This is a genomic window from uncultured Bradyrhizobium sp. (genome assembly GCF_936943645.1).
GTDB lineage: Bacteria > Pseudomonadota > Alphaproteobacteria > Rhizobiales > Xanthobacteraceae > Bradyrhizobium.
The window spans coordinates 97,038-121,017 of the sequence record NZ_CAKZJO010000081.1 but is presented as its reverse complement, the minus strand read 5'-3'; the positions used below and the strand labels follow the sequence as shown (position 1 = coordinate 121,017).

The 23,980-nt window shown below is 65.0% G+C and carries 18 protein-coding genes and 1 tRNA gene; 9 read left to right on the top strand and 10 right to left on the bottom strand.

Translation table 11 applies throughout. From position 1 onward, the window contains the following. Positions 1–481: 481 nt before the first annotated feature. The 3 genes from Q0743_RS22180 to Q0743_RS22170 all read left to right on the top strand — a co-directional run bounded on the left by Q0743_RS22180 (position 482) and on the right by Q0743_RS22170 (position 8,296). The gene (locus Q0743_RS22180; RefSeq protein WP_298243659.1) at positions 482–3,586 is read left to right on the top strand and encodes a DEAD/DEAH box helicase; all 3,105 of its coding nucleotides are present in this window, start codon (positions 482–484) and stop codon (positions 3,584–3,586) included. Positions 3,587–3,923: 337 nt separating this feature from the next. Then, positions 3,924–4,598: a hypothetical protein gene (locus tag Q0743_RS22175; protein ID WP_298243611.1), complete on the top strand. Its 675-nt coding sequence runs from the start codon at positions 3,924–3,926 to the stop codon at positions 4,596–4,598. Positions 4,599–5,215: 617 nt separating this feature from the next. Further along, entirely contained in the window at positions 5,216–8,296 is a 3,081-nt protein-coding gene (locus Q0743_RS22170) for a S8 family serine peptidase (RefSeq protein ID WP_298243610.1), read from the top strand. A 109-nt stretch (positions 8,297–8,405) separates the two neighbouring features. Here Q0743_RS22170 and Q0743_RS22165 read toward each other — a convergent pair whose 3' ends face one another. Both Q0743_RS22165 and Q0743_RS22160 read right to left on the bottom strand, forming a co-directional pair. After that, the gene (locus Q0743_RS22165) at positions 8,406–8,576 is read right to left on the bottom strand and encodes a hypothetical protein (RefSeq protein ID WP_298243609.1); all 171 of its coding nucleotides are present in this window, start codon (positions 8,574–8,576) and stop codon (positions 8,406–8,408) included. Positions 8,577–9,185: 609 nt separating this feature from the next. Continuing rightward, positions 9,186–9,581: a response regulator gene (locus Q0743_RS22160; RefSeq protein WP_097662292.1), complete on the bottom strand. Its 396-nt coding sequence runs from the start codon at positions 9,579–9,581 to the stop codon at positions 9,186–9,188. A 423-nt stretch (positions 9,582–10,004) separates the two neighbouring features. Between Q0743_RS22160 and Q0743_RS22155 the strand changes: the two genes are divergently transcribed. After that, positions 10,005–10,523, top strand: coding sequence for a protein phosphatase CheZ (locus tag Q0743_RS22155; RefSeq protein WP_097662291.1), 519 nt, complete (start codon positions 10,005–10,007; stop codon positions 10,521–10,523). 85 nt (positions 10,524–10,608) lie between these two features. On the opposite strand, the gene Q0743_RS22150 is transcribed toward Q0743_RS22155, so the two are convergent. The 3 genes from Q0743_RS22150 to Q0743_RS22140 all read right to left on the bottom strand — a co-directional run bounded on the left by Q0743_RS22150 (position 10,609) and on the right by Q0743_RS22140 (position 14,480). Beyond that, positions 10,609–10,684 (bottom strand) — tRNA-Lys (locus tag Q0743_RS22150). Positions 10,685–11,001: 317 nt separating this feature from the next. After that, on the bottom strand, positions 11,002–13,668 hold the full coding sequence (locus Q0743_RS22145) for a glycosyltransferase (protein ID WP_298243608.1): 2,667 nt from the start codon (positions 13,666–13,668) through the stop codon (positions 11,002–11,004). Between the two features lie 215 nt (positions 13,669–13,883). After that, positions 13,884–14,480 (bottom strand): beta-1-3, beta-1-6-glucan biosynthesis protein, encoded by a 597-nt coding sequence (locus Q0743_RS22140; protein WP_298243607.1) that lies wholly within the window; start codon positions 14,478–14,480, stop codon positions 13,884–13,886. Between the two features lie 332 nt (positions 14,481–14,812). On the opposite strand from Q0743_RS22140, the gene Q0743_RS22135 reads away from it, so the two are divergent. Then, positions 14,813–16,372 carry a beta-(1-6) glucans synthase gene (locus Q0743_RS22135; RefSeq protein ID WP_298243606.1) on the top strand — a complete coding sequence of 520 codons (1,560 nt, stop codon included), beginning with the start codon at positions 14,813–14,815 and terminating at the stop codon, positions 16,370–16,372. Here the strand turns inward: Q0743_RS22135 and Q0743_RS22130 are convergent. From Q0743_RS22130 to Q0743_RS22115, 4 genes are all read right to left on the bottom strand, one after another. Beyond that, complete coding sequence (locus Q0743_RS22130; protein ID WP_298243605.1) at positions 16,332–16,712, bottom strand: hypothetical protein; 381 nt, start codon at positions 16,710–16,712, stop codon at positions 16,332–16,334. The two genes, Q0743_RS22135 and Q0743_RS22130, sit on opposite strands and share 41 nt — an antisense overlap. A gap of 97 nt (positions 16,713–16,809) precedes the next feature. Then, positions 16,810–16,962, bottom strand: coding sequence for a hypothetical protein (locus Q0743_RS22125; protein WP_298243604.1), 153 nt, complete (start codon positions 16,960–16,962; stop codon positions 16,810–16,812). 93 nt (positions 16,963–17,055) lie between these two features. Next, positions 17,056–17,496 carry an MgtC/SapB family protein gene (locus Q0743_RS22120; RefSeq protein ID WP_298243603.1) on the bottom strand — a complete coding sequence of 147 codons (441 nt, stop codon included), beginning with the start codon at positions 17,494–17,496 and terminating at the stop codon, positions 17,056–17,058. 134 nt (positions 17,497–17,630) lie between these two features. Next, positions 17,631–19,043, bottom strand: coding sequence for a hypothetical protein (locus Q0743_RS22115; protein ID WP_298243602.1), 1,413 nt, complete (start codon positions 19,041–19,043; stop codon positions 17,631–17,633). A gap of 172 nt (positions 19,044–19,215) precedes the next feature. Between Q0743_RS22115 and glmU the strand changes: the two genes are divergently transcribed. Together glmU and Q0743_RS22105 are read left to right on the top strand one after the other, a co-directional pair. After that, positions 19,216–20,571 carry a bifunctional UDP-N-acetylglucosamine diphosphorylase/glucosamine-1-phosphate N-acetyltransferase GlmU gene (gene glmU / locus Q0743_RS22110; protein ID WP_298243601.1) on the top strand — a complete coding sequence of 452 codons (1,356 nt, stop codon included), beginning with the start codon at positions 19,216–19,218 and terminating at the stop codon, positions 20,569–20,571. Between the two features lie 36 nt (positions 20,572–20,607). Then, positions 20,608–20,802: a hypothetical protein gene (locus Q0743_RS22105; protein ID WP_298243600.1), complete on the top strand. Its 195-nt coding sequence runs from the start codon at positions 20,608–20,610 to the stop codon at positions 20,800–20,802. Between the two features lie 8 nt (positions 20,803–20,810). On the opposite strand, the gene Q0743_RS22100 is transcribed toward Q0743_RS22105, so the two are convergent. Further along, positions 20,811–21,029, bottom strand: coding sequence for a hypothetical protein (locus Q0743_RS22100; RefSeq protein WP_128918162.1), 219 nt, complete (start codon positions 21,027–21,029; stop codon positions 20,811–20,813). Positions 21,030–21,249: 220 nt separating this feature from the next. Between Q0743_RS22100 and glmS the strand changes: the two genes are divergently transcribed. Together glmS and Q0743_RS22090 are read left to right on the top strand one after the other, a co-directional pair. Further along, positions 21,250–23,076, top strand: coding sequence for a glutamine--fructose-6-phosphate transaminase (isomerizing) (gene glmS, locus Q0743_RS22095; RefSeq protein WP_298243599.1), 1,827 nt, complete (start codon positions 21,250–21,252; stop codon positions 23,074–23,076). An 89-nt stretch (positions 23,077–23,165) separates the two neighbouring features. Beyond that, positions 23,166–23,936, top strand: coding sequence for a DUF502 domain-containing protein (locus tag Q0743_RS22090; RefSeq protein WP_298243598.1), 771 nt, complete (start codon positions 23,166–23,168; stop codon positions 23,934–23,936). Positions 23,937–23,980: the final 44 nt, after the last annotated feature.

Below are 23,980 nucleotides of genomic sequence, written 5' to 3'. Positions count from 1 at the left end.
GACCAATTCATTTTGAACGAAACGCCCCAGCGTGGCTCCAAGCGCTGGGGTTTTTCGTATCTTCTTGCGCGCCGGGTGTTTACAATCGCGCCAAGCGTTGCGTCGACGGACGCAGATCCCGCGCCGCGCCAGTTCCCATCCACAGCTCGATCAAACGGCCCTTGTGGCGGGATCGCAGCGCCGCGCTGAACGTTGCCACCAGGCGTGCGTTCACCGGGCAAATCCCATATGCAGGGCGCGACGTCGCCGATTCGGAACGAGGGCGACTGGCGTTCAGTTGACGACGGTTTACGACCAGAAACGGATTCACGTGAGGCAGACCAAAAAGGCGCGGGTGGCCAAGACGCTCCCGAACAAGACGCCGCCGAAGAAGGCGTTGCCGAGGAAGACGTCGCCAAACAGGACGTCGACACACAAGACGTCGACGAGGAAGAGCACAAGGACACAGCGCGGCGCGATCTCGTCGTCGTCGCCGCTCGGGGTGCTCGCTCTGCATCTGCTTGCCCGATGGAAAGAGTCCGGGCGTAGCGGCATCGTCTTTCTCGCCGAGAACGAGAACAGGGCGGAGCGGCTCGGCAGCGTCATTCACGCGCTCGATTCCTCCTGCGAGGTCCTGGTGTTTCCGCGCTTGAACACCTTGCCGTTCGATCAGCTGGAGCCGTCGCACGAGCTCGCAGGGCGCAGAGCCTCCGTCCTGAGGCGCCTCGCGAAATCCAAGAAGCCGGTGTTTCTCGTCTCGACGGTGGAAGCCGTGATGGAGCGCCTGCCGTCGCCGGCGAGCCTGTTGCGGCTGAGCCTGAGCCTGAAGGTGGGCGGCGCGTTCTCCGAGCGCGAGCTCGAGGCGCGCCTCGAATCCCTCGGATACGATCTGGACGACGAGCCGGATTATCCGGGCGGGGCTTTGTTCCACGGCCAGACTTTCGAGATCTTCCCCGCGGGCGCGCTGGGGCCGTTCCGGATCGAGCATTCGGATCGCGCGATCAGAAGGATCGTGGCGTTCGATCCGAACGAGCACAGGATCATCTTCGAGACCAAGGAGCTTCTCGTCGACCCCATGTCGGAGCGGCTCGGCCTTGCCGGCAAACGCGGCAAGCGCGCGACGCTGTTCGACTATTGCGGGCGCGCCAAATGGATCGCCGATGCAGGCGTCCCGGTGCACGCCGACGGCTGGCTCGATACGATCGAGGAGGCCGCCCCGCGCGCGGAGCGTGAGCGCGAATATCTCGGACGGCGCGACTGGACGCAGCTCTCCAAGGGCATGAAGGTGCTGCCGCGCGCCTCGTCCTTCCAGACCATCCCTGAATTTTCCAAGCTGACATCCACCCGGAAGGCGCTGCGTGCCTTCGTCGAGGAGACACGCCGGGCCGGATCGCGGCTGATCCTCGTCGCGGCGCAGGAGGACGATCTGCGCGTGATGGAGCGGATGAGCGGCGTCAAGGCACAGCGCTGCGAGGACTGGGACGAGGCGACGCGGAGCCGCAGCGGCGAGGCGGCGCTGCTGGCTGATTTCGATGCCGGCTTCGTGGTGCCGGGGAAGAAACCGCTCGTCGTCGTGACGGCCTCCGACGTGCTCGGCAGCCGGGCGCATCATCCGCAGCCGATGGCGCGCGCCTGGACCGCGGCCTTTGACCATGCCGACGCGCCCGAGCAGGGCACGGTGGTGATCCACCTCCAGCGCGGCCTCGGCGTGCTCGACGGCCTGCAGAGCGTCAACACCGGCGGCGGCGGCTTGCGGGAGATGATCCGCCTGAAATTCGCCGGCGACAACGCGGTGCTGGTGCCGCCGTCCGATCTCGCCATGATGTGGCCTTACGCGGCCGAGCTCGGCAAGCTCGCGCTCGACAAGGCCGATGGCAGCACATGGTGGGCGCGCCGCACGGCAGCCGAGCGCGAGATCCAGATTGCCGGCAAGGCGCTCGCCAAGCACATCAGCCAGCGCCGCAAGCGGCGCGGCGAAAAGCTGGTGCCGCCGGGATCGGCCTACGAGAAGTTCGTCGCGCGTTTCCCTTACTTCACGACGATCGACCAGGCCAAGGCGATCCGCGACGTGCTCGACGATCTTGCCTCCGGCCATCCCATGGACCGGGTGATCTGCGGTGACGTCGGGTTTGGCAAGACCGAGGTGGCGTTGCGCGCGGCGGCCGCTGTCGTGCTGTCGGGCAAGCAGGTGGCGATCGCGGTGCCGACGACGGTGCTCGCCCGCCAGCATGTGGCAACTTTCCAGAAGCGCTTTGCGCCGTTCGGCATCGAGGTGGGCAACCTGTCGCGGGCAACCTCGGGCGCGGAGCTGCGGGAGACCAGGGAGGGCCTGCGCAGCGGCCGGATCAAGGTCGTGATCGGCACGCAGGCGTTGACGGCCAAGGACGTCAGGTTCGACGATCTCGGCCTCGTCATCATCGACGAGGAGCAGCATTTTGGCGCGGCCGAGAAGGCCAAGCTGTCGGGCCTCGCCAAGAATGCCCATGTGCTGATGATGAGCGCGACGCCGATCCCGCGCACGCTCGCCGCGGGCCTTGCCGGCTTCCGCGATCTCAGCGTGATCGCCTCGCCCCCGGTGCACCGGCTGCCGGTTGCGACGCGGATCGCGCCGCTGTCGGATGCGGCCATCGCGTCGGCGCTGCTGCGCGAGCAACGTCGCCATGGCCAGAGCTTCCTGATCTGCCCGCGCATCCAGGATCTCGATCCGATGCTGGCGCGGGTGCAGGCGGTGGCGCCGGACTTACGCATCGTCTGCCTGCATGGCAGGTTGGCGGCCGACGAGATCGACGACCGCATGATGAGCTTCGTCGAGGGCAGGGCGGACGTGCTGCTCGCAACCAACATCGTCGAGAGCGGCCTCGACATTCCCCGCGCCAACACCATCGTGGTGTGCTGGCCGGAGAAGTTCGGCCTCGCCCAGCTGCATCAGCTGCGCGGCCGCGTCGGCCGCGGCGGCATCCGAGCCTTCGCCCATCTGTTGACCGAGACGGCATCAGGACAATCCGAGAAGCGGCTCGCCGTGCTCGAGGAGTTCAGCCGGCCCGGCGCGGGCTTTGCGATCAGCGAGCGCGACCTCGACCTCAGGGGCGCGGGCGATCTGTTCTCGGAGCAGCAATCCGGCCACGTCCAGGTGTTCGGGCCCGTGCTCTACAGCCACCTCCTCAAGATGGCTTCGGAGAAGCTCGACGAGGGGCAGGCGGTGTGGGTGCCGGACCTGAACCTGCCGGTCGCGGACATGCTGCCGGAGACCTACGTGCAGTCCGAGCCGGTGCGCCTCGAGCTCTATGCGCGTGCTGCACGATGCACTGACGAGGACGATCTCGAAGACCTCGAGGAGGAAACCGCACGCCGCTTCGGCCCGCTGCCGAAGGTCGCGCGTGACTTCTTCGCCGCCGCCCGGCTCAGGCTCGAATGCAAGCGCAGAGGCATCATCCGCCTCGACGTCGGCCCCGAGGCGGCCGCCGCGACGTTCCTGCCCGGGCGCTTGCGCAAATCGCGAGGCAAGTCGCTGCAGCGCGACGGTGATCGCGTCGTCTATCACGCCAAGATGCAGGACGCGCCGTTTGCCCGGGTGGAGGAATTGTTCGAGCTGCTGGACGAAGGTTAGTGGGCCGGTTCAAAAAACGCGAAAACAACCCCATGCACAGTAGCTAAGTGGCGCTGGCGCAAGGCTTTTTGAATCCGGCGGAAGGGCCTGTTTGCTCCCGTCGGGCAAAACAGCTGCACGATGTGATCTTCGGAAGATCCGCTGCCCAGGATGTGGGACTGGGAATGGCTGCACGGCCCCGTAATCGGCCGGGGTCGCCGCGCCAGGCCGCTAACGTGGAATTAATTCAAAATGCTCACAATTTTAGACAGTTGTAGTTGGGTGCTGCGTACAAGGACTCGTCGCGAGGACGTTCCAGGGGCGGCTGCCTGTTGCTCGCTCATTGGGGTCCACGCACGTGACCACGACATTCGAAACGGCAAGCTTCGCCGAAGAGCTAGACGCCGCAGCCCTGGCAGCTGCCGCATCGGGCGATGAACCCGAGATGCTCGAAGCGCCTGAGCCGGTCAAGCGATCCAGCCGCAAATCGATCCTGGCCTTTGCAATCTGTGCCCTGGCCATCAACGGCGCGGCGGCCGTCTATACGTCGCAAGCCGATTTGTCGTCGTTGAATGTCGGCCGCCTGGCCGAACTGCTCCCGCGCTTCGAAGCGTCCGAGCCAAAGCCGGATCCCGTCATCGCTGCGTTGAAGGACATTCAGGCGGCCCAGCAGCAACACACCGCGTTGCTGCAACAGAACAATCAGGCAGCGGATCAGAACTCGGTTTTGCTGCAGCAGGATTCAATGGTGCTGCTGTCGCTGCGACAGAGCATCACGGATGAGCGGGTCGATGTGAGGAAGATGTCCTCGCAGCTGTCGTCGCTGATCGCGAAGATCGATGCGCTGCAGAGCACGATGACGATGTCGGACGTCACGTCCTCCATCCGAAAGGCGCATGCGCGCTACGGATTGTCTCCCGCGATGCGCAAGCGGATGGTGCGGGACACGCGGGAGACCAAGCCTCTGGGACCGGTCTCCGTTGGAGGCGCTCCGCTGAGCCTGCCGATTGCGTCGTCGGCTCCGGAAAGCTGAGGCGCTGGGCCCGCTGCCTCTCCACCGATGAGGCAGGATCAACGCATTTGAATTCTTACCGGATGTCGTGATGCCCGGGCTTGTCCCGCCTGCGCGGCCGATGCCGCTTCGGCGCGGCGAAGGCCCGGGCATTCACGTTCGCTATGCTTCATGCATGCGTAAATGGCATCTTCGCCGGTGGCGAAATGCTCGATCGCGCCCTGTGATCGTCATTGATCATTCCGCCTGATCGTCGCTCGACCTCATGTGATCCCCGCTGGTCCTGCGCACGACGCACGATGCACGACGTCTCTTTGAACATCAATCCGCATTGATCGTTGCGAACGATGTCCCTGTGTTGCGCGAAATGAGAATGGCGTATGGGAACTGACGAAGAGCTTGCTCAGTCTCCAGAGCCGTCGCCGCGATCGGACACGATCTACCGCATGGTTCTGCCTGTACGGGCTCTTCGCGTTTAGCACGTTGCACGCGCATTCATGCGCCGCGACGGGCGCCATCTATTGCCAGTTGCCAGGCAGGAGAGGTCCCCCCACTCCTGCCTGGTAACACCGGGACGTCTTCGATCACGCAGTGATGGCACGCTGAACAGTGTTTCGCGAAACCAGGAATGATTTTCGATGGTGAAGAAGATTAGCCGGCACGATGCCCCGCGCTGGCGCACCGCATTACCCGCCGCTGCCTTGACACTTTTCCCCGCCGTGGCGACGACGCCTGCAGCTGCGCAATCGGCGGCGTCGTTTCAGACGCCGGAATATTTCGCCTCGGGCGCCCTCAACCAGATCAATGCGGCTGCGGCCTATGCGGCGGGCTTCACCGGCAAGGGCGTGACGGTCGGTGTCGTCGATTCCGGCATCGATCTCAGGAATTTCGAGTTCTCGACGGCGGGCAAGTTCGCCGGCGGCGTTCGCTTCACCACCGCATTCGATGCGACCGCAACCGACCCGAGCGCGTATACGGTGATGCCCGCCGGCCAGAACAGCGATTCCGACACCACCGGCAGTCACGGCAGCATCGTCTCCAGCCTGATCGCCGGCGCCCGGAACGGCTCCGGCATGCATGGCTCGTCCTTCGACGCGAGCCTCTACGTCGCGGCCATCAACACCAATGGCAGCCCTCCCGGCGCGTTCGACGAGCAGCTCAGCGTGGCCGTGACCGGCCTCGTCGACGAGGGCGTCAAGATCATCAATCTCAGCCTCGGCAACAACAATTGCGCGACGGGCACGAACTCGGCGCAGAACGGCGGCGCGAAGTGCAACGTCGACGACTATACGCCGGCCGCCGCCGTGGCCGAGCTTCCGAAGTTCGCCGCCGCCGCGCAAACCGCCGTGGCCAACGGTGCGCTGCTCATCTTCGCCACCGGCAATGAAAAGCAGCCGTCGCCGGATATTCTCGCCGGCATGCCCAAGGTCGTCAGCGGCATCCAGAACGGCTGGCTTGCCGTCGGCGCCGTCGATGCGAACAACGTGACGACGTGGTACAGCAACGCCTGCGGATCGGCGGCGGCCTGGTGTCTGGTCGCTCCGGGCGATCTCACCGGCGCGACGACGGTCGGCACCGGCAATCTCGCCGGAAGCACGCTCGCCGGCGCCAACGGCGCGAACTACTCCTCGGGCTCCGGCACATCCTATGCCGCGCCGACGGTTGCCGGCGTTGCTGCGCTGGTCAAACAGGCCTTCTCCTGGTTCACCAATTACGACCTGCAGCAGACGCTGCTGACGACGGCGACAGCGCTCGGCACCCGCACCGCCGGCAGCATCACGCCCGACGCGACTTACGGCTGGGGCCTCGTCAACGCAGGCGCGGCCGTCAAGGGCTACGGCGCTTTCGTCACCACCGCGACGCTCGATACGCGCGGCTACAGCTCGACCTTCGGCAACGACATCTTCGGTCCGGGCGGTCTCATCAAGACCGGCGCCGGCAAGCTGACCCTTTCGGGCAACAGCACCTACACCGGCCCGACCACGGTCCAGGGCGGTGCGCTTGCCGTCACGGGCTCGATCGTCTCGCAGGTCACGGTGGAGCAGGGCGGCATCTTCGGCGGTTCCGGCCAGGTCGGCACGACGATCGTCAACGGCAGGCTGGGTCTCGGCACGCCGCAGACGCTGACCATCAATGGCGATCTCACCTTTGGTGCGACCGGCACTTATTTTGCCAGCATTCACGGAGCGACCTCGGATCTCGTCAGGGTCACCGGTACGGCTGCGCTCGATGGTACGTTGAAGGCGCAGACGCTCGGCGGCTCCTATTCGTTCAGCACGCCCTATACGCTGTTGTCGGCGACCGGCGGCGTCAACGGCACCTTCGGCAGCTTCGATCGCTCGCTGGTCGGCGCGGGGCTCGTGACCTCCGTGACCTATAGCGGCTCGCAAGTGCAGATGACGCTGACGCCGGGCCGGCTCGCCACGCTCTCGGAAAATCCGACCAAGGCGGTGACGCCGACCTCGACCACGACGACATCAGGCGGCACGACGACGGTGACGACGGAAGTCACCACGCCGACGCCGGCCAACTCGGAGGCAAGGACCGACAGGGACAAGGTGGCCGTGGCGATCGACAACGCAGCCGCCGCCGGTGCCAACATGAATCCGCTGTTCGCGCTCTACAATTCGACCGACGACATGCTGGATTCCGAGCTCGATCAGCTCACGGGCGAGGTCCATTCCTCCGTCCAGCGGATGGGTGTTCAGGTCGGGGGTCAGTTCCTTGGCGCAATGACGGACATTCACGGTGAGGGGCGCGATCCCTCGGCCAATCCGGCGCTCGCCTATGCTTCGATGTCGCGTCCGGCTGGCGTCGGGGCCATCGACAAGGCGACCGGTGCAACGGCGGGCGTGCGTGGCTATGGGCCGACCTACAGCGTCTGGGGCGGCCCGGTCACTTCGTACCGGACGACCAGCGGCGATGCCGATGTCGGCTCGGCCCGCTCGACGTCGCGCGCCACGCAATTCGTCAGCGGAATCGACATCCGCTTCAGTCCCGCGACGATGATCGGCATTGCCGCGGCCGGCGGTTCGGCGTCGAGCTCGCTCGCCGGCGGTCTCGGCTCCGCTTCCGCCAACGTGGCGCAGTTCGGCACCTACGGCACGACGCGGACCGGCGCGCTGACGCTGACGGCGGCGGCTGCTTTCTCCTGGATGGACGTGACGACGCATCGCGCCATCCCCGTTCTCGGGCTCACCGACGTGACTGGCCGCTACCGGCCGACGGTGTGGAGCGGACGCATCGAGGCGGCCTTCGAGGTGGCGAGGCTCGCCCGCGTCGCCTTCTCGCCCTATGCCGCCTTCGACGCGCACAGCATGCGCACGCCGGGCTTCAGTGAGCAGGACGCGATTGCGGGCGGTGCTGCGGTCGGCGGCCTCACGGTCCAGGGCCAGACCGGCACGACCACGCGCTCGACCCTCGGCCTCGATACTCGCGGCACCATGGAGTTCGGCGGGCTCGCCATGCAGGGCTTCGCGAAGGCGGGCTGGGCGCATTATTACGCGCAGGCGGCCCAGACCACGGCCTTCCTGACCGGCATCCCCGGCTCGGACTTCACCACCACGGGCGCCAAGTCCAAGCCAGATGCGGCGGCCGTCTCGCTCGGCCTCACCACCTGGTTCACGCCGAGCCTGAGCCTGACGACGACCTTCGACGGCGAGTTCGCCGCGAACAGCCAAGCCTATACCGGCGCGGCGCGGGTCAAGCTGACGTTCTGACCTCAGCCACCTTGCCGGCGCAAGATCGCGCCCGGGCCGCTCCGCGGGGGCTGCCCGGGCGTTGTCGTTGTCTGCCGATGTTTGGAAAGCGTGCCGACGGCCGGGAAGCTTAAGCCGCTTGCTCTTCGAACGAGGTGTAGACGCGGCCGGAGGGATCAACGACCTGCACGTCCCAGCAGCCGTCCTCGACCAGCTCCCTGGCCTTCTTGAGGGCCGCAGCCAGTGAAGGCCGCTTCAGGCTGACGACGCCAGCCGTGTCGAAACCGTTGATTTCAAACATGCAGTTCCCTCCGGTTTTGGGGAATCCTACACGTTTCGGGCTAGATGTCAGCGGGGTTTTTTGGAGGACGGGATGCGGCTGGCGCGGCCGCTCCGGCGTCAGCCCAGCGGAATGGTATCGACCCGCAGACAGGGGCGGCACTGGTAGGCATGCGCTCCGGGAAGCGTGAAGATGGCCGGCAGCGTGGCCAGGAAAGTCATCGGCCGTCTGCACAAGGAGCAGATCAAAACGGGTGGGCCGTCCTTCGCTACGCAAACCATCGCCAAAATGCCCAGGAGAGGTCAGGCACAATAGGAGGGCGCTGCGGGGAGTTCATCTCGGGGCGACTACTGGAGTCTATCGGAATCTGGCGGGCTCACTTGCGGGGAAGGGGCCGTTGCATTCGCGTTGACGAAGTCGGCGTGGCACGAACGGCACTTCGGATTGATCGAGCTCTTCGAAACCCATGGCGCGCAAACTCACCGCCGAACAGTACCAGATTTACGTAACGCGATTTGTTAGCGCTACCCGGAAAAGCCGCTCAAGTACCCTTTGGCAGTCGACCGCCGCTTGTAGCGAGCTTCCAGCTCCGGGAACGGCTCATGGAAGCGCATTGAGCATTGGCTGGGACTAGACGCCTGCCATCTCGGGGAAGACCGCCTCGATCTTGGTTTTCAGCGTGGCGGCGTTGAACGGCTTGACGATATAGTTGTTCACGCCCGCCTTCTTGGCGGCTATGACGTTCTCGGTCTTCGATTCCGCCGTGATCATGATGAACGGCGTGGTGGCGAGATTGGTGTCGGCGCGGACCTCCCGCAGCAAGTCATAGCCGGTCATCGGCTCCATGTTCCAGTCCGAGATGACCAGGCCGTATTTCTTGGCGCGCATCTTGTTGAGTGCGGCCGATCCATCGCTGGCGTCGTCGACATTCTCGAAACCGAGCTGCTTGAGGAGATTTCGGATGATACGGATCATGGTGCTGTAGTCGTCCACCACCAAGACAGGCATCGACAGATCAACTGCCATCTTGCTCTCCTACGCAACGAAAACGCACATTCGGGACAGATTGTCGAGACCCCGGTCAGTCCGCTTCGAGCACTAACATCGGCCCATAAACAGGGCGTTAACTGCTGTATCAGGTCGCAATGCCAAGGGGGTAGGGCGCACCAGATGCGCGGCGCTCCTCGGTGACCGTTTTGCCGCGATCGGCAACGGTCTCGATTTCCGGCTCGCTCCTGGCGCCTCGTGCTCGAAAGACGCCTTGATCCGGAAACGGCTCTCTTTCGCAGAGGGGGGGTGGCCTTACCGCTTATTTAACGATCGCTTGCTTTGCTGGTCCACGAAAGTTGAACGCGCGAAAATGCGTCCGCTCATTTGGAGCTTCCTTTCGAAGCCGCCGTAGATTGCTGTGGCACACGAAGGGCAAGTCGCCACCGTCGGGGATTTCTGATGATTACGTCGCAAGAAGAGACGGTGCTGAAAACGCATTTGGTCGAGATGTTCGGCCACATCAGCAGCATGCGGCGGGAATTCGCCGCTCTTCAAGGCAACAGCAAAGGCAGTTTCGCGACGATGGCAGACACCCTCGACGCGATCGTCGAGAATACGGAGGCGGCCGGGAACGCGATCCTCGAAAGCATGGAGGCGATCAGCGCCAGCGTCGCGAAGTTGCAGGGCGTCGACGAGCCGACTGTCGCAGCCGTATGCGGCGAGATCGTCGATAGCACGAACAACGTGTTCGAGGCCTGCGCGTTTCAGGACCTCACAGGTCAGCGGATCACGCGAGTCGTCAAGTCGCTGCAGTTCATTGAAGAACACATCAACAGGCTGGTCCGGATGTGGGGGAAGGAGGAGCTGGCGCGGATGGCCGCCGAGCTTGCTGTTCCAAGCGAACCGAACTTGATGGAGGGGCCGAAGCGGCCGGGCGTGGCGATTTCCCAGGACGACATCGACAAGCTGTTCGCGTGAGCTGCAGCATCCTTCGAGCTGCGGCACTGTAAGCGGGGCTACGCGAGCTAGATAGAAGCTTAGCCCCGAAACTACGGTCAGTGTTTGGTGAGCGCGCTGGGGCTCGAACCCAGGACCCCGTGATTAAAAGTCACGTGCTCTACCGGCTGAGCTACGCGCTCCCATGGCCGCTGATGGCCTCAAAGAGATCGCCATCGTGTTCGGACACTCGAGAAGCATGTCTTGCCGCTGCGCTTAGGCTTGCGTCGCGGGGAAAACCGGCTGTTTCCGGATCATGCTCTCGGCCCGGGCTGTGTAGGGGGATGGGACGCTGAGGTCAATAGCGGGCATAGCTGCCAAAAGTCCGGGCAGGAGTGCGGATTTACTCGTTAAATCTGCGGCTTAAGCGAAGATTTTCGACTCGATTGGAAAACCGTCATCCACGCCGAAGACCACGTGACTCTTGATCACGAGGTCCAGGCCGGGACTGGGGCTGCGCTCACTTCGTCTCCCGCCGCGCCTCGTTCGGCACCGGCTGCGGTGCGCCCACCGGTGGCAGCGCCACCGGGCGCAGGCCGATCAGCTCGGCGGTGCGGATCGCGCTGTCGTGCCAGAACTGGAACGAGTTGATGCGGCTGAGCTCGAGGATGGCGATGGCGACCGCCGCCAGGAACGGCAGGCTCTGCAGCACCAGCACGCCGGCGAAGATGTAGATCTCGGTGATCTGGCGGAAGCTGTTGGTCACGATCAGCACGCCGGCACCGACGATCAGCAGGGTGCCGATCACGGCCTCCCAGAACGCCTGGAACTCGATCGACATGCGGCTGAGGCCGCCCTTGGAGGTGCGGGCGAAGGCGATGTGCTCGGTGATGAGGCCCTGCGCCACCGCGCGCGACACCGTCCACTGCACGCTCATCGCCGCGATCATCGCACCCAGCATCTGGCCGGGCTTGATGGCGACGCGGGCGCGGTACATCGACAGGAAGTGCGCCAGCGAGACGACGAAGGCGCCGATGATCGGCAGCGTCAGGATCTTGTCGGGGATGGCGATGTCGGCGAAGGCGACGATCGGCACCCAGACGAGGTTGAGCAGCGCCACGACGACGCCTAGGCTTTCCGCGCCCAGCCAGTTCAGCCAGCCGAGGCCGTATTCGCGCTTCTGGTCCGCCGTCAGCCGGCTCGCGCCCGGCAGGAAGCGGCGCCAGTGCTTCTTGACGATCTGCAGGCCGCCATAGGCCCAGCGATGGCGCTGCTTCTTGAAGGCCTCGTAGGTGTCGGGCAACAGGCCCGCGCCATAGCGGGTGTTGGTGTAGTGGGTGGTCCAGCCGAGTTCCTGGATCGCAAGGCCGAGATCGCTATCCTCGCAGATCGTGTCGGACGACCAGCCGCCGGCCATGTCCATCGCGGCGCGACGGATCAGGCACATCGTGCCGTGCACGATGACGGCGTTGAGCTCGTTGCGCTGAACCATGCCGATGTCGAAGAAGCCGGCATACTCGCCGTTCATGATGTAGTGCATGATCGACAGATCGCCGTCGCGATGCTCCTGCGGCGCCTGCACGAGGCCGACGCGCGGGTCGGCGAACGCGGGCACGAGGTCCTTCAGCCAGTCGGGCTCGACGACATAGTCGGCATCGAGGATGCCGATGATCTCGGCATCGACGGCGGTGCGGTCCATCGCAATGCGCAGCGCGCCGGCCTTGAAGCCCTGCACCTTCTCGGCGTTGATGAACTTGAAGCGTTCACCGAGCGCGCGGCAATGGTCCTGGATCGGCTGCCAGAACGCGGGGTCCGGCGTGTTGTTGATGATGACGACGCATTCGTAGTTCGGATAGTTCAGCCGCGACAGCGCATCCAGCGTCTGCTTGAGCATGTCGACCGGCTCGAAATAGGCGGGGATGTGGATCGAGACCTTCGGGCAGTAGGCCTCGGGCACGTTCTCGACCGGCTTGTCCTTCGTGATCAGCCGCTGCGGCGGCCGGCCGAAGGCCACGGCCGCGATCTCGTCGATTCGCGCCATCGCAATGAGAACGAGCGGAACAAGCAGGATCATGCCGAGCGTCAGCGCGAAGGCCGAGCCGAAGATGAAGTAATGGCTGTTCCAGAACGCGAACACCGTCGCCGCCCAGGCGCCGACGCCATTGGCGGTGGCCGACAGCAGGAACGCCTGCCTGGCGGTCGCCTTCTCGATGCGCAGGATCGGCAGCGACAGCAGCACGCCGACCAGCAGCGCGATGCCCATCAGCTTCCAGTAATCGGGGTTCTCGACCGGACCGGTCCAGGCGAATTTCGGCTCGCGGCTGGCGTTGAGGATGCCCCAATACGGACCGACGCCGCCCTCGAAATACTTCCAGGGCTGATCGATGGCTTCGACGATGTTGTAGTCCATGCCGATGGCTTCGGCGCGGGTGACGAAATTGCGCAAGGTCAGCGCCTGCTGGAACGGACCCGGATCGGCGTTGCGCAAATTGTAGCCCTGGCTCGGCCAGCCGAATTCGGCGATCACGATACGCTTGCCCGGGAACTGGTTGCGTAGCAGGTTGTAGCGGTCGACGGCCTGGTCGACGGCCTGGTCCGAGCGGAAGTTTTCCCAATAGGGCAGCACGTGGGCGGCAATGAAATCGACGCTGGAGCCGAGCTCGGGGTTGTCGCGCCAGATGTTCCAGATCTCGCCTGTCGTGACCGGCACGCGGACTGCGCTCTTCACCCGCTTGATCATGTCGATGAGGTCTTCGACCTTCTGCTCGCCGCGGTAGATCACCTCGTTGCCGACGACGACGCCGACGACGTTGCTGTTCTTCCGGGCCAGCTCGATCGCGGCCTTGATCTCGCGCTCGTTGCGATCCTTGTCCTTGTCGATCCAGGCGCCGACGGTGACCTTGAGACCGAACTCGGCCGCGATCGGCGGCACAAGCTCGACGCCGCCTGTCGACGAATACAGGCGGATCGCGCGCGTCATGGTCGACAGCGTCTTCAGGTCGGCGCGGATTTTCTCGATGGTCGGGATGTTGTCGATGTCGGGGTGGGCCGAGCCCTCGAACGGCGCGTAGGAAACGCTCGGCAACAGCCCCTTGAAATCGGGCGCGGGTTCCTTGTCGCGCAAGACTCCCCATAGTCCTGCGTGGAGCGCGGACACGAGCAACAGAACGGCGGCGACAACGCGCATCGCGGCTAAACCAATAGGGGCTGTGGGGGCAGGGAAGCGGATCCGACCCCGAGATCCGACCAAGTCCGCGGCAAAGGGAGCATACCTCTGCCGCGCGGTTTCTCAACTGTCATGGCCTCATGTCCTTATGAGGGCATGGCATTTTGGGACGGGCAGCAGTGCCGACCGCACATATCGCCGATCGTTCCTGAACGGAGGCTGAAGCCTGCCTGTGACTATTTGGATGGGGCCGGCGTCGGGCTGGCCGCGGGCGAGGGGCTCGCTGCCGGCTGGGGCTGTGCGCCGCCTGGGGCTGGTGCGGGCGACGGCGAGGCGGCAGCCGCTGCTTGCTGCGGCTGCGCAGCCGGATTGATCCAACAGGCCTGGGTCAGATTGTTCAGGCTATTCGGAGCCTTGTCATCGATCTGAGGGAGAAAGCGGGTCAGGCAGCGGAACGCGGCCTGGATGTGGCCGCCAGGGCAGCCAAACCGGTCGTAAAGATCGATGTGGCGGAAGGCGGTATCGAGGTCATCCCTGTACATCAACTGAACCGCCCGACGGCCGAGCCAAACACATTCGGGGTTGCCGGCCGGACCGTTGATGGTGCGGGCAGCTTCGGCGAACTCGTCAGTTCGCTTCTGGTTTTGGCTCTGGGCGGCTTCCTTGGCGGCGTCGGCGGGCTGGGCGGCGGCCTTGCCCTGATCGGGCGCCGGCGTTCCGCTCTGGGCGGAGACGCCACCGAGACCGGCGAGAAGGAGAAGGGAGGAGACGGCCAAGGTGGCGGCGAACTGCCGCAGGACCGCATTTCGTGACTCGAACACCCGTTGCCGCATGAATTCCCCAATGTATGCGCTGGCCGTCCGCGTCAGGAGGATCCCGCGGACGCGCCGGTGATGGCGTCCAAATGGGTCTCCAATGCGGCGGAAAAGTCTTTCGGAGTCCATGGCCTGTATTTGGAATTTTGTCCAGCAAAGTCACGATGCTAGGTCCCGGTCGAACGGCCGCAGCCCGATTCCTTTGGCGGAGGAGCGGATCCTCACCCGGACACCCCCTTGGCAGATGGCGTGCAAGCAGGTAATCGACGGACCCTTCGCGGAGGACGGAACCGATTTCACTTCGTACGCCACTGGCGCTTCTGCTCGTTTCACTGGGTGCGATTGCTGCCGTGTGGTGGTGGCTGGCGACGCCGATCACGCTCGCGCGCGCGCCGATCGATCCCGCCGACAAGGTCCAATGCGTCTCCTACGCGCCGTTCCGCGGCGAGCAGACGCCGCTGGAGGCGTGGACCCATATCGAGGCCGAGCAGATCGAGCAGGACCTGCGCCAGCTCAAGGAGATCACCGGTTGCGTCCGTACCTATTCGATGGAGAACGGGCTCGACCAGGTGCCGGAGATCGCCGCCAAGGTCGGCGGGCTGAAAGTGCTGCAGGGCATCTGGCTGTCCAGCAACCGCACCAAGAACTACGAGCAGGCCGGGCTCGCCATCCGCCTCACCAAGCAATTCCCCGACGTGATCACCGCGGTCATCGTCGGCAACGAGGTGCTGCTGCGCGGCGAGATGACGACGGCCGACCTCGTCTCCATCATCCGCCTGGTGAAGACGCAGGTCAGCGTGCCCGTCACCTATGCCGACGTCTGGGAATATTGGCTGAAGAATCGCGAGGTCTCCGATGCCGTCGACTTCGTCACCATCCACATCCTGCCTTATTGGGAGGATTTTCCGGTCAAGGCGAAATTCGCCTCCGCCCATGTCGAACAGATCCGCGAGCGCATGGTGGTGGCGTTTCCCGGCAAGGAAATCCTGATCGGCGAGACCGGCTGGCCGAGCGAGGGGCGGATGCGCGACGGCGCGCTGCCGTCGCGCACCAACCAGGCGCGGGTCGTCTCTGAAATCCTGGGCCTTGCGAAGTCGCAGAAGTTCCGCGTCAATCTGATCGAGTCCTACGACCAGCCGTGGAAGCGCAAGCTGGAAGGCACCGTCGGCGGTTATTGGGGCCTTTATGACTCGGTGCGCCGGAGCCTGAAATATCCGCCGGGTGCGCCGATCAGCAATTTCCCGTACTGGAAATGGTACATGGGCGCGGGCATGGGCCTTTCCGTGCTGGTATTCGCGGTCGCCATCATCACGCTGCGCCGGCGGCCGTGGACGCCGCGCTTCTCGGCCTGGCTCGGCGTTGCGATCTCGGCGACGACGGCGGGAAGCCTGCTCGGGATCGGCGCCGACAAGATGTATTACGAGAGCTACGGCATCGCCGGCTGGCTCTTCTGGGGCGCGCTGCTGCTGGCCGGCATCCTGTCGCCGATCTTCTGCGCCCAGGCGATGGTGATCGGCCGCAGCCTGCCGAGCTTCCTCGATCTGCTCGGTCCGCGCGAGGGCCGCAAATGGTCGAAGCTCACTGCCGTGCTCGGCCTGACGCTGGCGGTGACGGCCGTGATCGCGGCGGCAACCGCGCTCGGCTTCGTGTTCGACCCGCGCTACAAGGATTTCCCCTACGCCGCGCTGACGATGGCGGTGGTGCCGTTCGCGCTTCTGATGCTGAACCGGCCGCAGATCGGCCAGCGTCCGATCGCGGAATCGGTGTTCGCTGGCGTGCTGGCGCTGTCGGCCGTCTTCGTGCTCTTCAACGAGGGGCGCGACAATTGGCAGTCGCTGTGGACCTGCGCGATCTATCTCTTGTTCGCGCTCACGCTGTGGCGGGCGCGGGCCGAGCAAACCCAAGAATGAACAGGCCGATCGCAAGGCCCGACAGCACGACGTTGTAGAGCACGATGCCGAGCCCGGCGGCGACAACGCCGACGGTGAGCAGCACGATCGACGGCCGCATCAGGTTCAGCGTCGCAACCACCAGCGCGACGATCCCGAACACCGAATTCTTGAACAGCACGGTCGAGACCGCGCGGCCCTTGCACAGCAGCGTCTGCAGCCCGGCGTCGCAGGCGAGCGCGGTCTGCGACAGCTCGATCGCGAGATAACGCAGATAAAGCGCATAGCCGACGGACGCGAAGCCGACGACGAGCAGGAACTGCACCTGATAGGGCGTGAGGCGGAAGGGCTTTTTTGTCATGGGCGCAATATGGTCGGGATGGCGCGGGCAGGCAACAGGGCAGGCGAGGTTTCTTGATCCGGCTTGCCCGGGCGTCCGCGATCAAGGTGTCATGCCCTCAAGATCCTGGCATCTTCCGGTTCTGCTCGGCCAGCCGGCGCTCGTATCGTTCGGCCAAGGCGAGCAGTCGTTTTCTGATATGGGGATCGGCCTGGTCTGCCAGTTCGCGGATCAACGCGAGTTGCTCCCGCAGAAAATTCGCGTCCGTCATCGCCGCTCCGAATCAATCAGGAGCGGATACTGCCTGCTGACGCCGGGCGCTTCCGTATCATTTGGTATGTGCGACGCGCGTGCCCTCGTGCGGCTATTTCAATCCCAAGCGACGTTCGACCCAGCCGAGAACGAACAGCACGAGCAGGGTGACCGTAATCGCCGCGCCGACGAGCAGCCAGGCGCCGAGCGCGCAGGCGATGCCAAGGCCGGCGGCAATCCAGACGGTCGCGGCCGTCGTGAGGCCATGAACCGTCTTCGCCTTGCCGTCGTGCAGGATGACGCCTGCGCCGATGAAGCCGACGCCCGTCAGCACGCCGGCGACGACGCCCTGGATGACCCTGGAGATCGCATCGGGGTGGTCGCGCAGGTTCTGGAACTCGATCACCGAGATTGACACCAGCGCGGAGCCGAGCGCGACCAAAGAAAGGGTCCGCATTCCCACCGGCTTGTCGTTCATGTCGCGATCAATGCCGATCAGCAGGCCTGTCCCCGCCGCGACGAGCAGCCTCAAGACATCATCGAGTTCGTTCATCGGATTCCGCTGGGTTCGGAGAGGCGCGCTGCCTGGAGCGCCGTCAGAGAACGCAGATCCGCGGCAAAAGGACTGCGCAGGCCGCAGCGTCCGATCGCCGCATGCGAGCAGCTTCCGTCGAGGATAAAGCCGTCCTAGCGCCTGAAGAAGGACGTCAGGGTCGAGGCCGCCGAGGCCGTCTCCGGCTTGGCCGGCGCGGGCTGCGCCGCAGGCGCCGGCGCGGGCTCCTCGCGTTTCGACGAGCGCTTCGAGGAATAGCTGCGGCGGTGCTTGCCCGGCTTCTCGGGCTTTGCGACGGGCGCGGTTTCGGCTTGCGGAGTCGCGTCCTGGTTCTTCTCGGAGTTCTTCTCCTGAACTCGATCTTGGGACTTCTCCTGTCCCTTGTCCTTTTCCGAGCCGCGCATCGAGAGGCGCTGGCCGTCGAACACAGTGGTCTCGCAGTGACGATCGTTCTCGGCAAGGGTCGCGCAGAATTTCGCGGCGGCGGCGGCGTTGACGAGGGGGCCGGCGCCGAGGCGGAGCTGCATGCCGAGCCCGGTGGTGCCTTCCTTGATCATGATGATCGGTCGCAGCGCTGCGACTTCCGGATTGGATTTGGTCACGCCGCGCCAGAGCGCGCGCAGTCCGTCGACCGAATTGGCGCCGCCGAGATCGATCGCAAAACGCGTCTGCTGAACTGCGATCGCGGGGGATTCGCTCTCGGCTGCTTCCGGCGGCTTGGCGGCGGCCATGACGGCTTCCGTCGGAGCGGGCGCCGGCTCGGCCTTCTTCTCCGCGGCCTTCTCTTTTGCCTCGGGCTGCATCAACTTCGACGCGGCCGGATCGGGCGGCGCCATGATCGATTTGGACGGCATCAGCGGAATGGTCGGCAACGACGAATTCATCGCCGTCGATTGCTGCACGAGGGAGGCGGCGGCAGCGGTCTGCGACGGCGGGCTCGCCGGCTCCTTCGCTGTTTCCTTCGGCATGTCCCTGGATGTTTCCCTGGACGTATCCTTTGCGTCCTTGGACGCATCCTTTGCGTCCTTGGACGCATCCTTGGACGCGTCCTTCGCAACCTCGGTGCGCGGCTTGTCGGCGGGAGTCGAGGCGACCGGCGCGACGCTGGGGGCTGCGGGCGCAGCGTCCTGCGGCTTGCCGGCCTGCGGCGGCGAGGCGGTCTGCTTGGCGATGGCGCCGGTGACGGAATCGAGCCCTTGCTCCAGCACGGTGACGCGTGAATAGAGCCGGTCGCGATCACTGTTCAGCGTCTCGATGGCAGCTGCGAGCCGGCGCGCCTCGTTCTGGCTTTCCTTGGTCAGCAGCTGCAGACGGTCGGCCTGGCGCGCAAGATCGGCCGAGGCGACCTGGTCACGCCGCCAGCCGAGCTGGGCCTGGTTGGCCATTACCGCGATGGTCACGGCGCCGACGGCGGCCACGCCCCACGAGCCTAGCCGCCACATCAAGCGGCGGTCGAACGCGCTTTCCTCGGCCAAAAGTCCGGAGAACAGTCCGCCGGTCTCCTTGGCGCCGAAGGCATCCGCCAGTGGGTCGGAATCCTTTGCCATGAACGTTAAGTGCCCAGCCCCGAAGCTTCCCCGAATCAATCAAGGAACATTAACAGGAAAAGCGTGTCGCACTTGAATTCCGGGCGTTTGCGGGGGTAGCAAGGCGAGAGCATTTCAGGGTGGCCTGCCGCCCGTCACGCCAATTGATTCGGCCGAATCTGACAGGATTTCGATGACCGCCCGTTCCAGCCTCACGATCGTGCTCGCCGCCGGCGAAGGCACGCGCATGCGATCGAGCCTGCCGAAAGTGCTGCATCCCGTTGCCCAGCAGACGCTGCTCGCCCACGTGCTCGCCGCGGCCCCCAAGGGAACCGGCACCTCGCTCGCGGTCGTGATCGGTCCTGATCACCAGGCGGTGGCGGACGAGGCGAAGCGCATCCGGCCCGACGCGCTGACCTTCGTGCAGACCGAGCGGCTCGGCACGGCGCATGCGGTGCTGGCGGCACGCGAGGCGATCGCGCGCGGCGCGGATGACCTGCTCGTTGCCTTCGGCGACACGCCGCTGATCTCGGCCGAGACTTTTGCGCGGCTGCGTGCGCCGCTCGCCAAGGGCGCCGCGATCGCTGCGCTCGGCTTTCGTGCCGCCGACCCCACCGGTTACGGCCGCTTCATCGTCGAGGGCGAGCGTCTGGTGGCGATCCGCGAGCAGGCCGATGCCAGCGCGGAGGAGCGCAAGATCGACCTCTGCAATGCCGGGGTGATGGCGATCGACGGTCGCCGCGCGCTCGAGATCCTCGGGCAGATCGGCAATGCCAATTCCAAGGGCGAATATTATCTGACGGACGCGGTCGAGATCGTCCGCAAGCAGGGATGGGAGTCCGTGGTGATCGAGACCAGCGAGGACGAGGTGCGCGGCATCAACACCAAGGCGCAGCTCGCCGAAGCCGAAGCCGTGATGCAGGTGCGGCTGCGGAAAGCGGCGATGGAAGCCGGCGTCACGCTGATCGCGCCTGAGACGGTTTATCTCGCCGCCGACACCGTGTTCGGCAAGGACGTCACCATCGAGCCGTTCGTGGTGATCGGCCCCGGCGTGTCGATCGCCGACGGCGCCGTGATCCATTCCTTCTCGCATATCGTCGAGACCAAGCTCGGCAAGAAGGTCTCGATCGGCCCCTATGCGCGGCTGCGGCCCGGCACCTCGCTCGGCGACGGCGCACGCATCGGCAATTTCGTGGAGACCAAGGCGGCGACGCTGGAGGCCGGCGTCAAGGTCAATCATCTCTCCTACATCGGCGATGCCACCGTCGGCGCCAATTCCAACATCGGCGCCGGCACCATCACCTGCAACTACGACGGCTTCAAGAAGCACAAGACGGTGATCGGGCAGGGCGCCTTTGTCGGCACCAATTCCTCGCTGGTCGCCCCGGTGAAGATCGGCAATGGCGCCTATATCGGCTCGGGCTCGGTGATCACGAAGGACGTGCCTGATGATGCCATGGCGCTGGAGCGCAGCCAGCAGACCATCCGCGAGGGCGGCGCGGCACGCTATCGCGAGATGAAGACGGGCGGCAAGAAGACTGAGAAGTAAGCTGCCAAGCGGTGCTTCTCGTGCGAGGGGGCGCGCATGGACGACGACAAAGAGGCGTCCGTCTTATTCGAGTTCCTCGTCGAGAACGTCATCAAGCCGCCGGGGCAATGGCTGCTGGACCAAATTGGAGTGCCGCATCCGCATGAGCAGGAGATGGCCTCGCTCTTCACCGGACTGGCGTTCTGGGCGTTCGTCGTCTTCCTCGTTTTCGCCCTGGTTCTCGGCTGGTGAGGCGTCCGCTATTCGTCGTCGGCGAATTCGGAGAAGATCGCGCGGGTCAGGCGCCAGCCGCGCGGCTTGGCGCGCTTGACCGGCTCACCTTCCGGATGCTTCACGAAGACAGGCTTGCTTTCCTTGCCGCGCTGGGGCGGCGGCCAATGCGCAAGGTGCGTGCCCGTTGTCTCGCTGGCGCGCAGATACATCGATGACAGACCTTTGCGGTCGGACGAGCCTTTCATGGCTTTGCTCTCCTGAACCGGAATCGTTGGTCAAAGATGTTGACAACAAGTTAATGCGCGCGGTTTAAGGCCGGCCAATTCGACGCAGCCGCGGGCCGGTGCATCGGGACGCTGTCTCAATCAGCAATAATTATTGAGTTTCTGGTTCCTTGGGAACTTCGCTAAAAACCGCACGCGTCGTTTAGGCGATTTTTCGACGATTTGGGGGATAGTGATCCGCATGTGCGGGATTGTCGGCATTCTCGGGCGCGAGCCGGTTGCGGAGCAGCTGGTGGATTCGCTCAAACGTCTCGAATATCGCGGTTACGACTCCGCGGGCGTCGCCACGCTCGAAGGCAAGCACCTCGAGCGCCGCCGCGCCGAAGGCAAGCTGAAGAATTTGGAGAAGCGGCTGGAAGCCGAGCCGCTCCAGGGCACGACCGGCATCGGCCACACCCGCTGGGCCACCCACGGCAAACCGACCGTCAACAACGCCCATCCGCATGCGACCGAACGCGTCGCCGTGGTCCACAACGGCATCATCGAGAATTTCCGCGAGCTGCGCGAGGAGCTCGAGAAGAAGGGCACGGTGTTCCACACCGAGACCGACACCGAGATCGTGCTGCATCTCGTCGACGATCTGCTGACGCGCGGCAACAAGCCCGTGGAAGCGGTGAAGCTCGCACTCGGCCGCCTGCGCGGCGCATTCGCACTCGGATTCATCTTCGCCGGCGACGACGATCTCATGATCGGCGCGCGCAACGGCCCGCCGCTGGCGATCGGCTATGGCGACGGCGAGATGTATCTCGGCTCCGACGCCATCGCGCTCGGCCCGTTCACCGACACGATCAGCTATCTCGAGGACGGCGACTGGGTGGTGCTGACCCGCAAGAGCGCGAAGATTTTCGACAAGGACGGCAACGCCGTCCAGCGCGACAAGATCAAGCATGCCGCCTCGACCTCGCTGGTCGACAAGGCGAACTATCGCCACTTCATGGCGAAGGAAATCCACGAGCAGCCGGAAGTGGTCGGTCATACGCTGGCGCGCTATGTCGACATGGCGACCGAACGCGTCTCGCTGCCGGTCAAGCTGCCATTCGACTTCAACGACATTCGCCGCATCAACATCACCGCGTGCGGCACCGCGAGCTATGCCGGCTTCGTCGCCAAATACTGGTTCGAGCGCTTTGCGCGCGTGCCGGTCGAGGTCGATGTCGCCTCCGAATTCCGCTATCGCGAGGCGCCCTTGCGCAAGGGCGATCTCGCCATCTTCATCTCGCAGTCGGGCGAGACCGCCGACACGCTGGCGGCGCTGCGCTACGCCAAGGCCGAGGGCGTGCACACCATCGCGGTCGTCAACGTGCCGACCTCGACGATCGCACGCGAGAGCGAGACCGTGCTGCAGACGCTGGCCGGCCCCGAGATCGGCGTCGCCTCGACCAAGGCCTTCACCTGCCAGCTCATGGTGCTGGCGAATCTTGCGATCGCGGCCGGCAAGGCGCGCGGCGAACTGTCCGACGAGGACGAGACCAAGCTGGTCCACGGCCTCGTCGAGGTGCCGCGCCTGATGGCGGATGCGCTCACCACCGAGCTGCAGATCGAGAAGCTCGCGCATCGGATCGCCAAGTCCAGCGACGTGCTCTATCTCGGCCGCGGCACCAGCTACCCGCTCGCGCTCGAAGGCGCGCTGAAGCTGAAGGAGATCTCCTACATCCACGCCGAGGGCTATGCCGCCGGCGAGCTCAAGCACGGGCCGATCGCGCTGATCGACGAGACCATGCCGGTCGTCGTGATCGCGCCGCATGACCGCGTGTTCGAGAAGACCGTCTCCAACATGCAGGAGGTCGCCGCCCGCGGCGGCAACATCATCCTGATGACCGACGCCAGGGGCGCGGCGGAGGCGACCGTGGATTCGCTCGTCACCATCGTCCTGCCCGACATGGCGGCAGCCTTCACCCCGATGGTCTATGCTGTTCCCGTGCAGCTGCTCGCCTATCACACGGCTGTCGTGATGGGCACCGACGTCGATCAGCCGCGCAACCTCGCAAAATCGGTGACCGTGGAATAGGCAGAAGGGATCCAGTCGGGGCGCTTCGTGGTCTTCCAAAACCTGCTAGAAGACCCTAGCTTGTGTGCTGCGACCGACTTGGAACCCGAATGACCCCCCGCGACGACGCGCCTGCGCCTCTCGATCCCGTCCCGGAACCGCATACCGGCGTGATGGGCCGCTTCCGCAACTATTTCCTGACCGGCCTCGTTGTCACGGGGCCGATCGCAATCACGTTGTATCTGGTCTGGTGGTTCGTCACCTGGGTCGATGGCGTGGTGCGGCCATTCGTGCCGCTGGCCTACCGGCCGGAAACCTATCTGCCATACGTCATTCCCGGTTGGGGGCTGGTGGTCGCGTTCTTCACGCTGACGCTGGTCGGATTTCTCGCGGCCAATTTGATCGGCCGCACGCTGGTCGATGTCGGCGAGACCTTCCTCGGCCGGATCCCGGCGGTGCGCGCCATCTATCGCGGCCTGAAGCAGGTGTTCGAGACGCTGTTCTCGGGCAAGGGCTCAAGCTTCCGTAAGGTCGGCCTGGTGGAGTTTCCCTCGCCCGGCATGTGGTCGATCGTGCTGATCTCGCAGTCACCCAACGAGGACATCGCGCGCAGCCTGCCGGGGCAGGAGGAGCACGTCTCGGTGTTCCTGCCGTGCTCGCCGAACCCGACCACCGGCTTCTTCTTCTATGTCCCGAAGAGCAAGATCATCGAGGTCGATCTCACGGCCGAGGACGCGGCGACGCTGATCATGTCGGCTGGCGTCGTGCAGCCCGGCTCGGCACCCGATCCGAAGAAGGCTGCGGCGCTCGCGGGCATGGCGAATGCCGCGCGCATCGCCAATGCCTCGACGCTTCAGCCCGAGCCTGCGAAGGTGGAGTAGGGCCATTCCATTGCGGGATGGCCTCGGCTGCGCGCGCGTCGGTA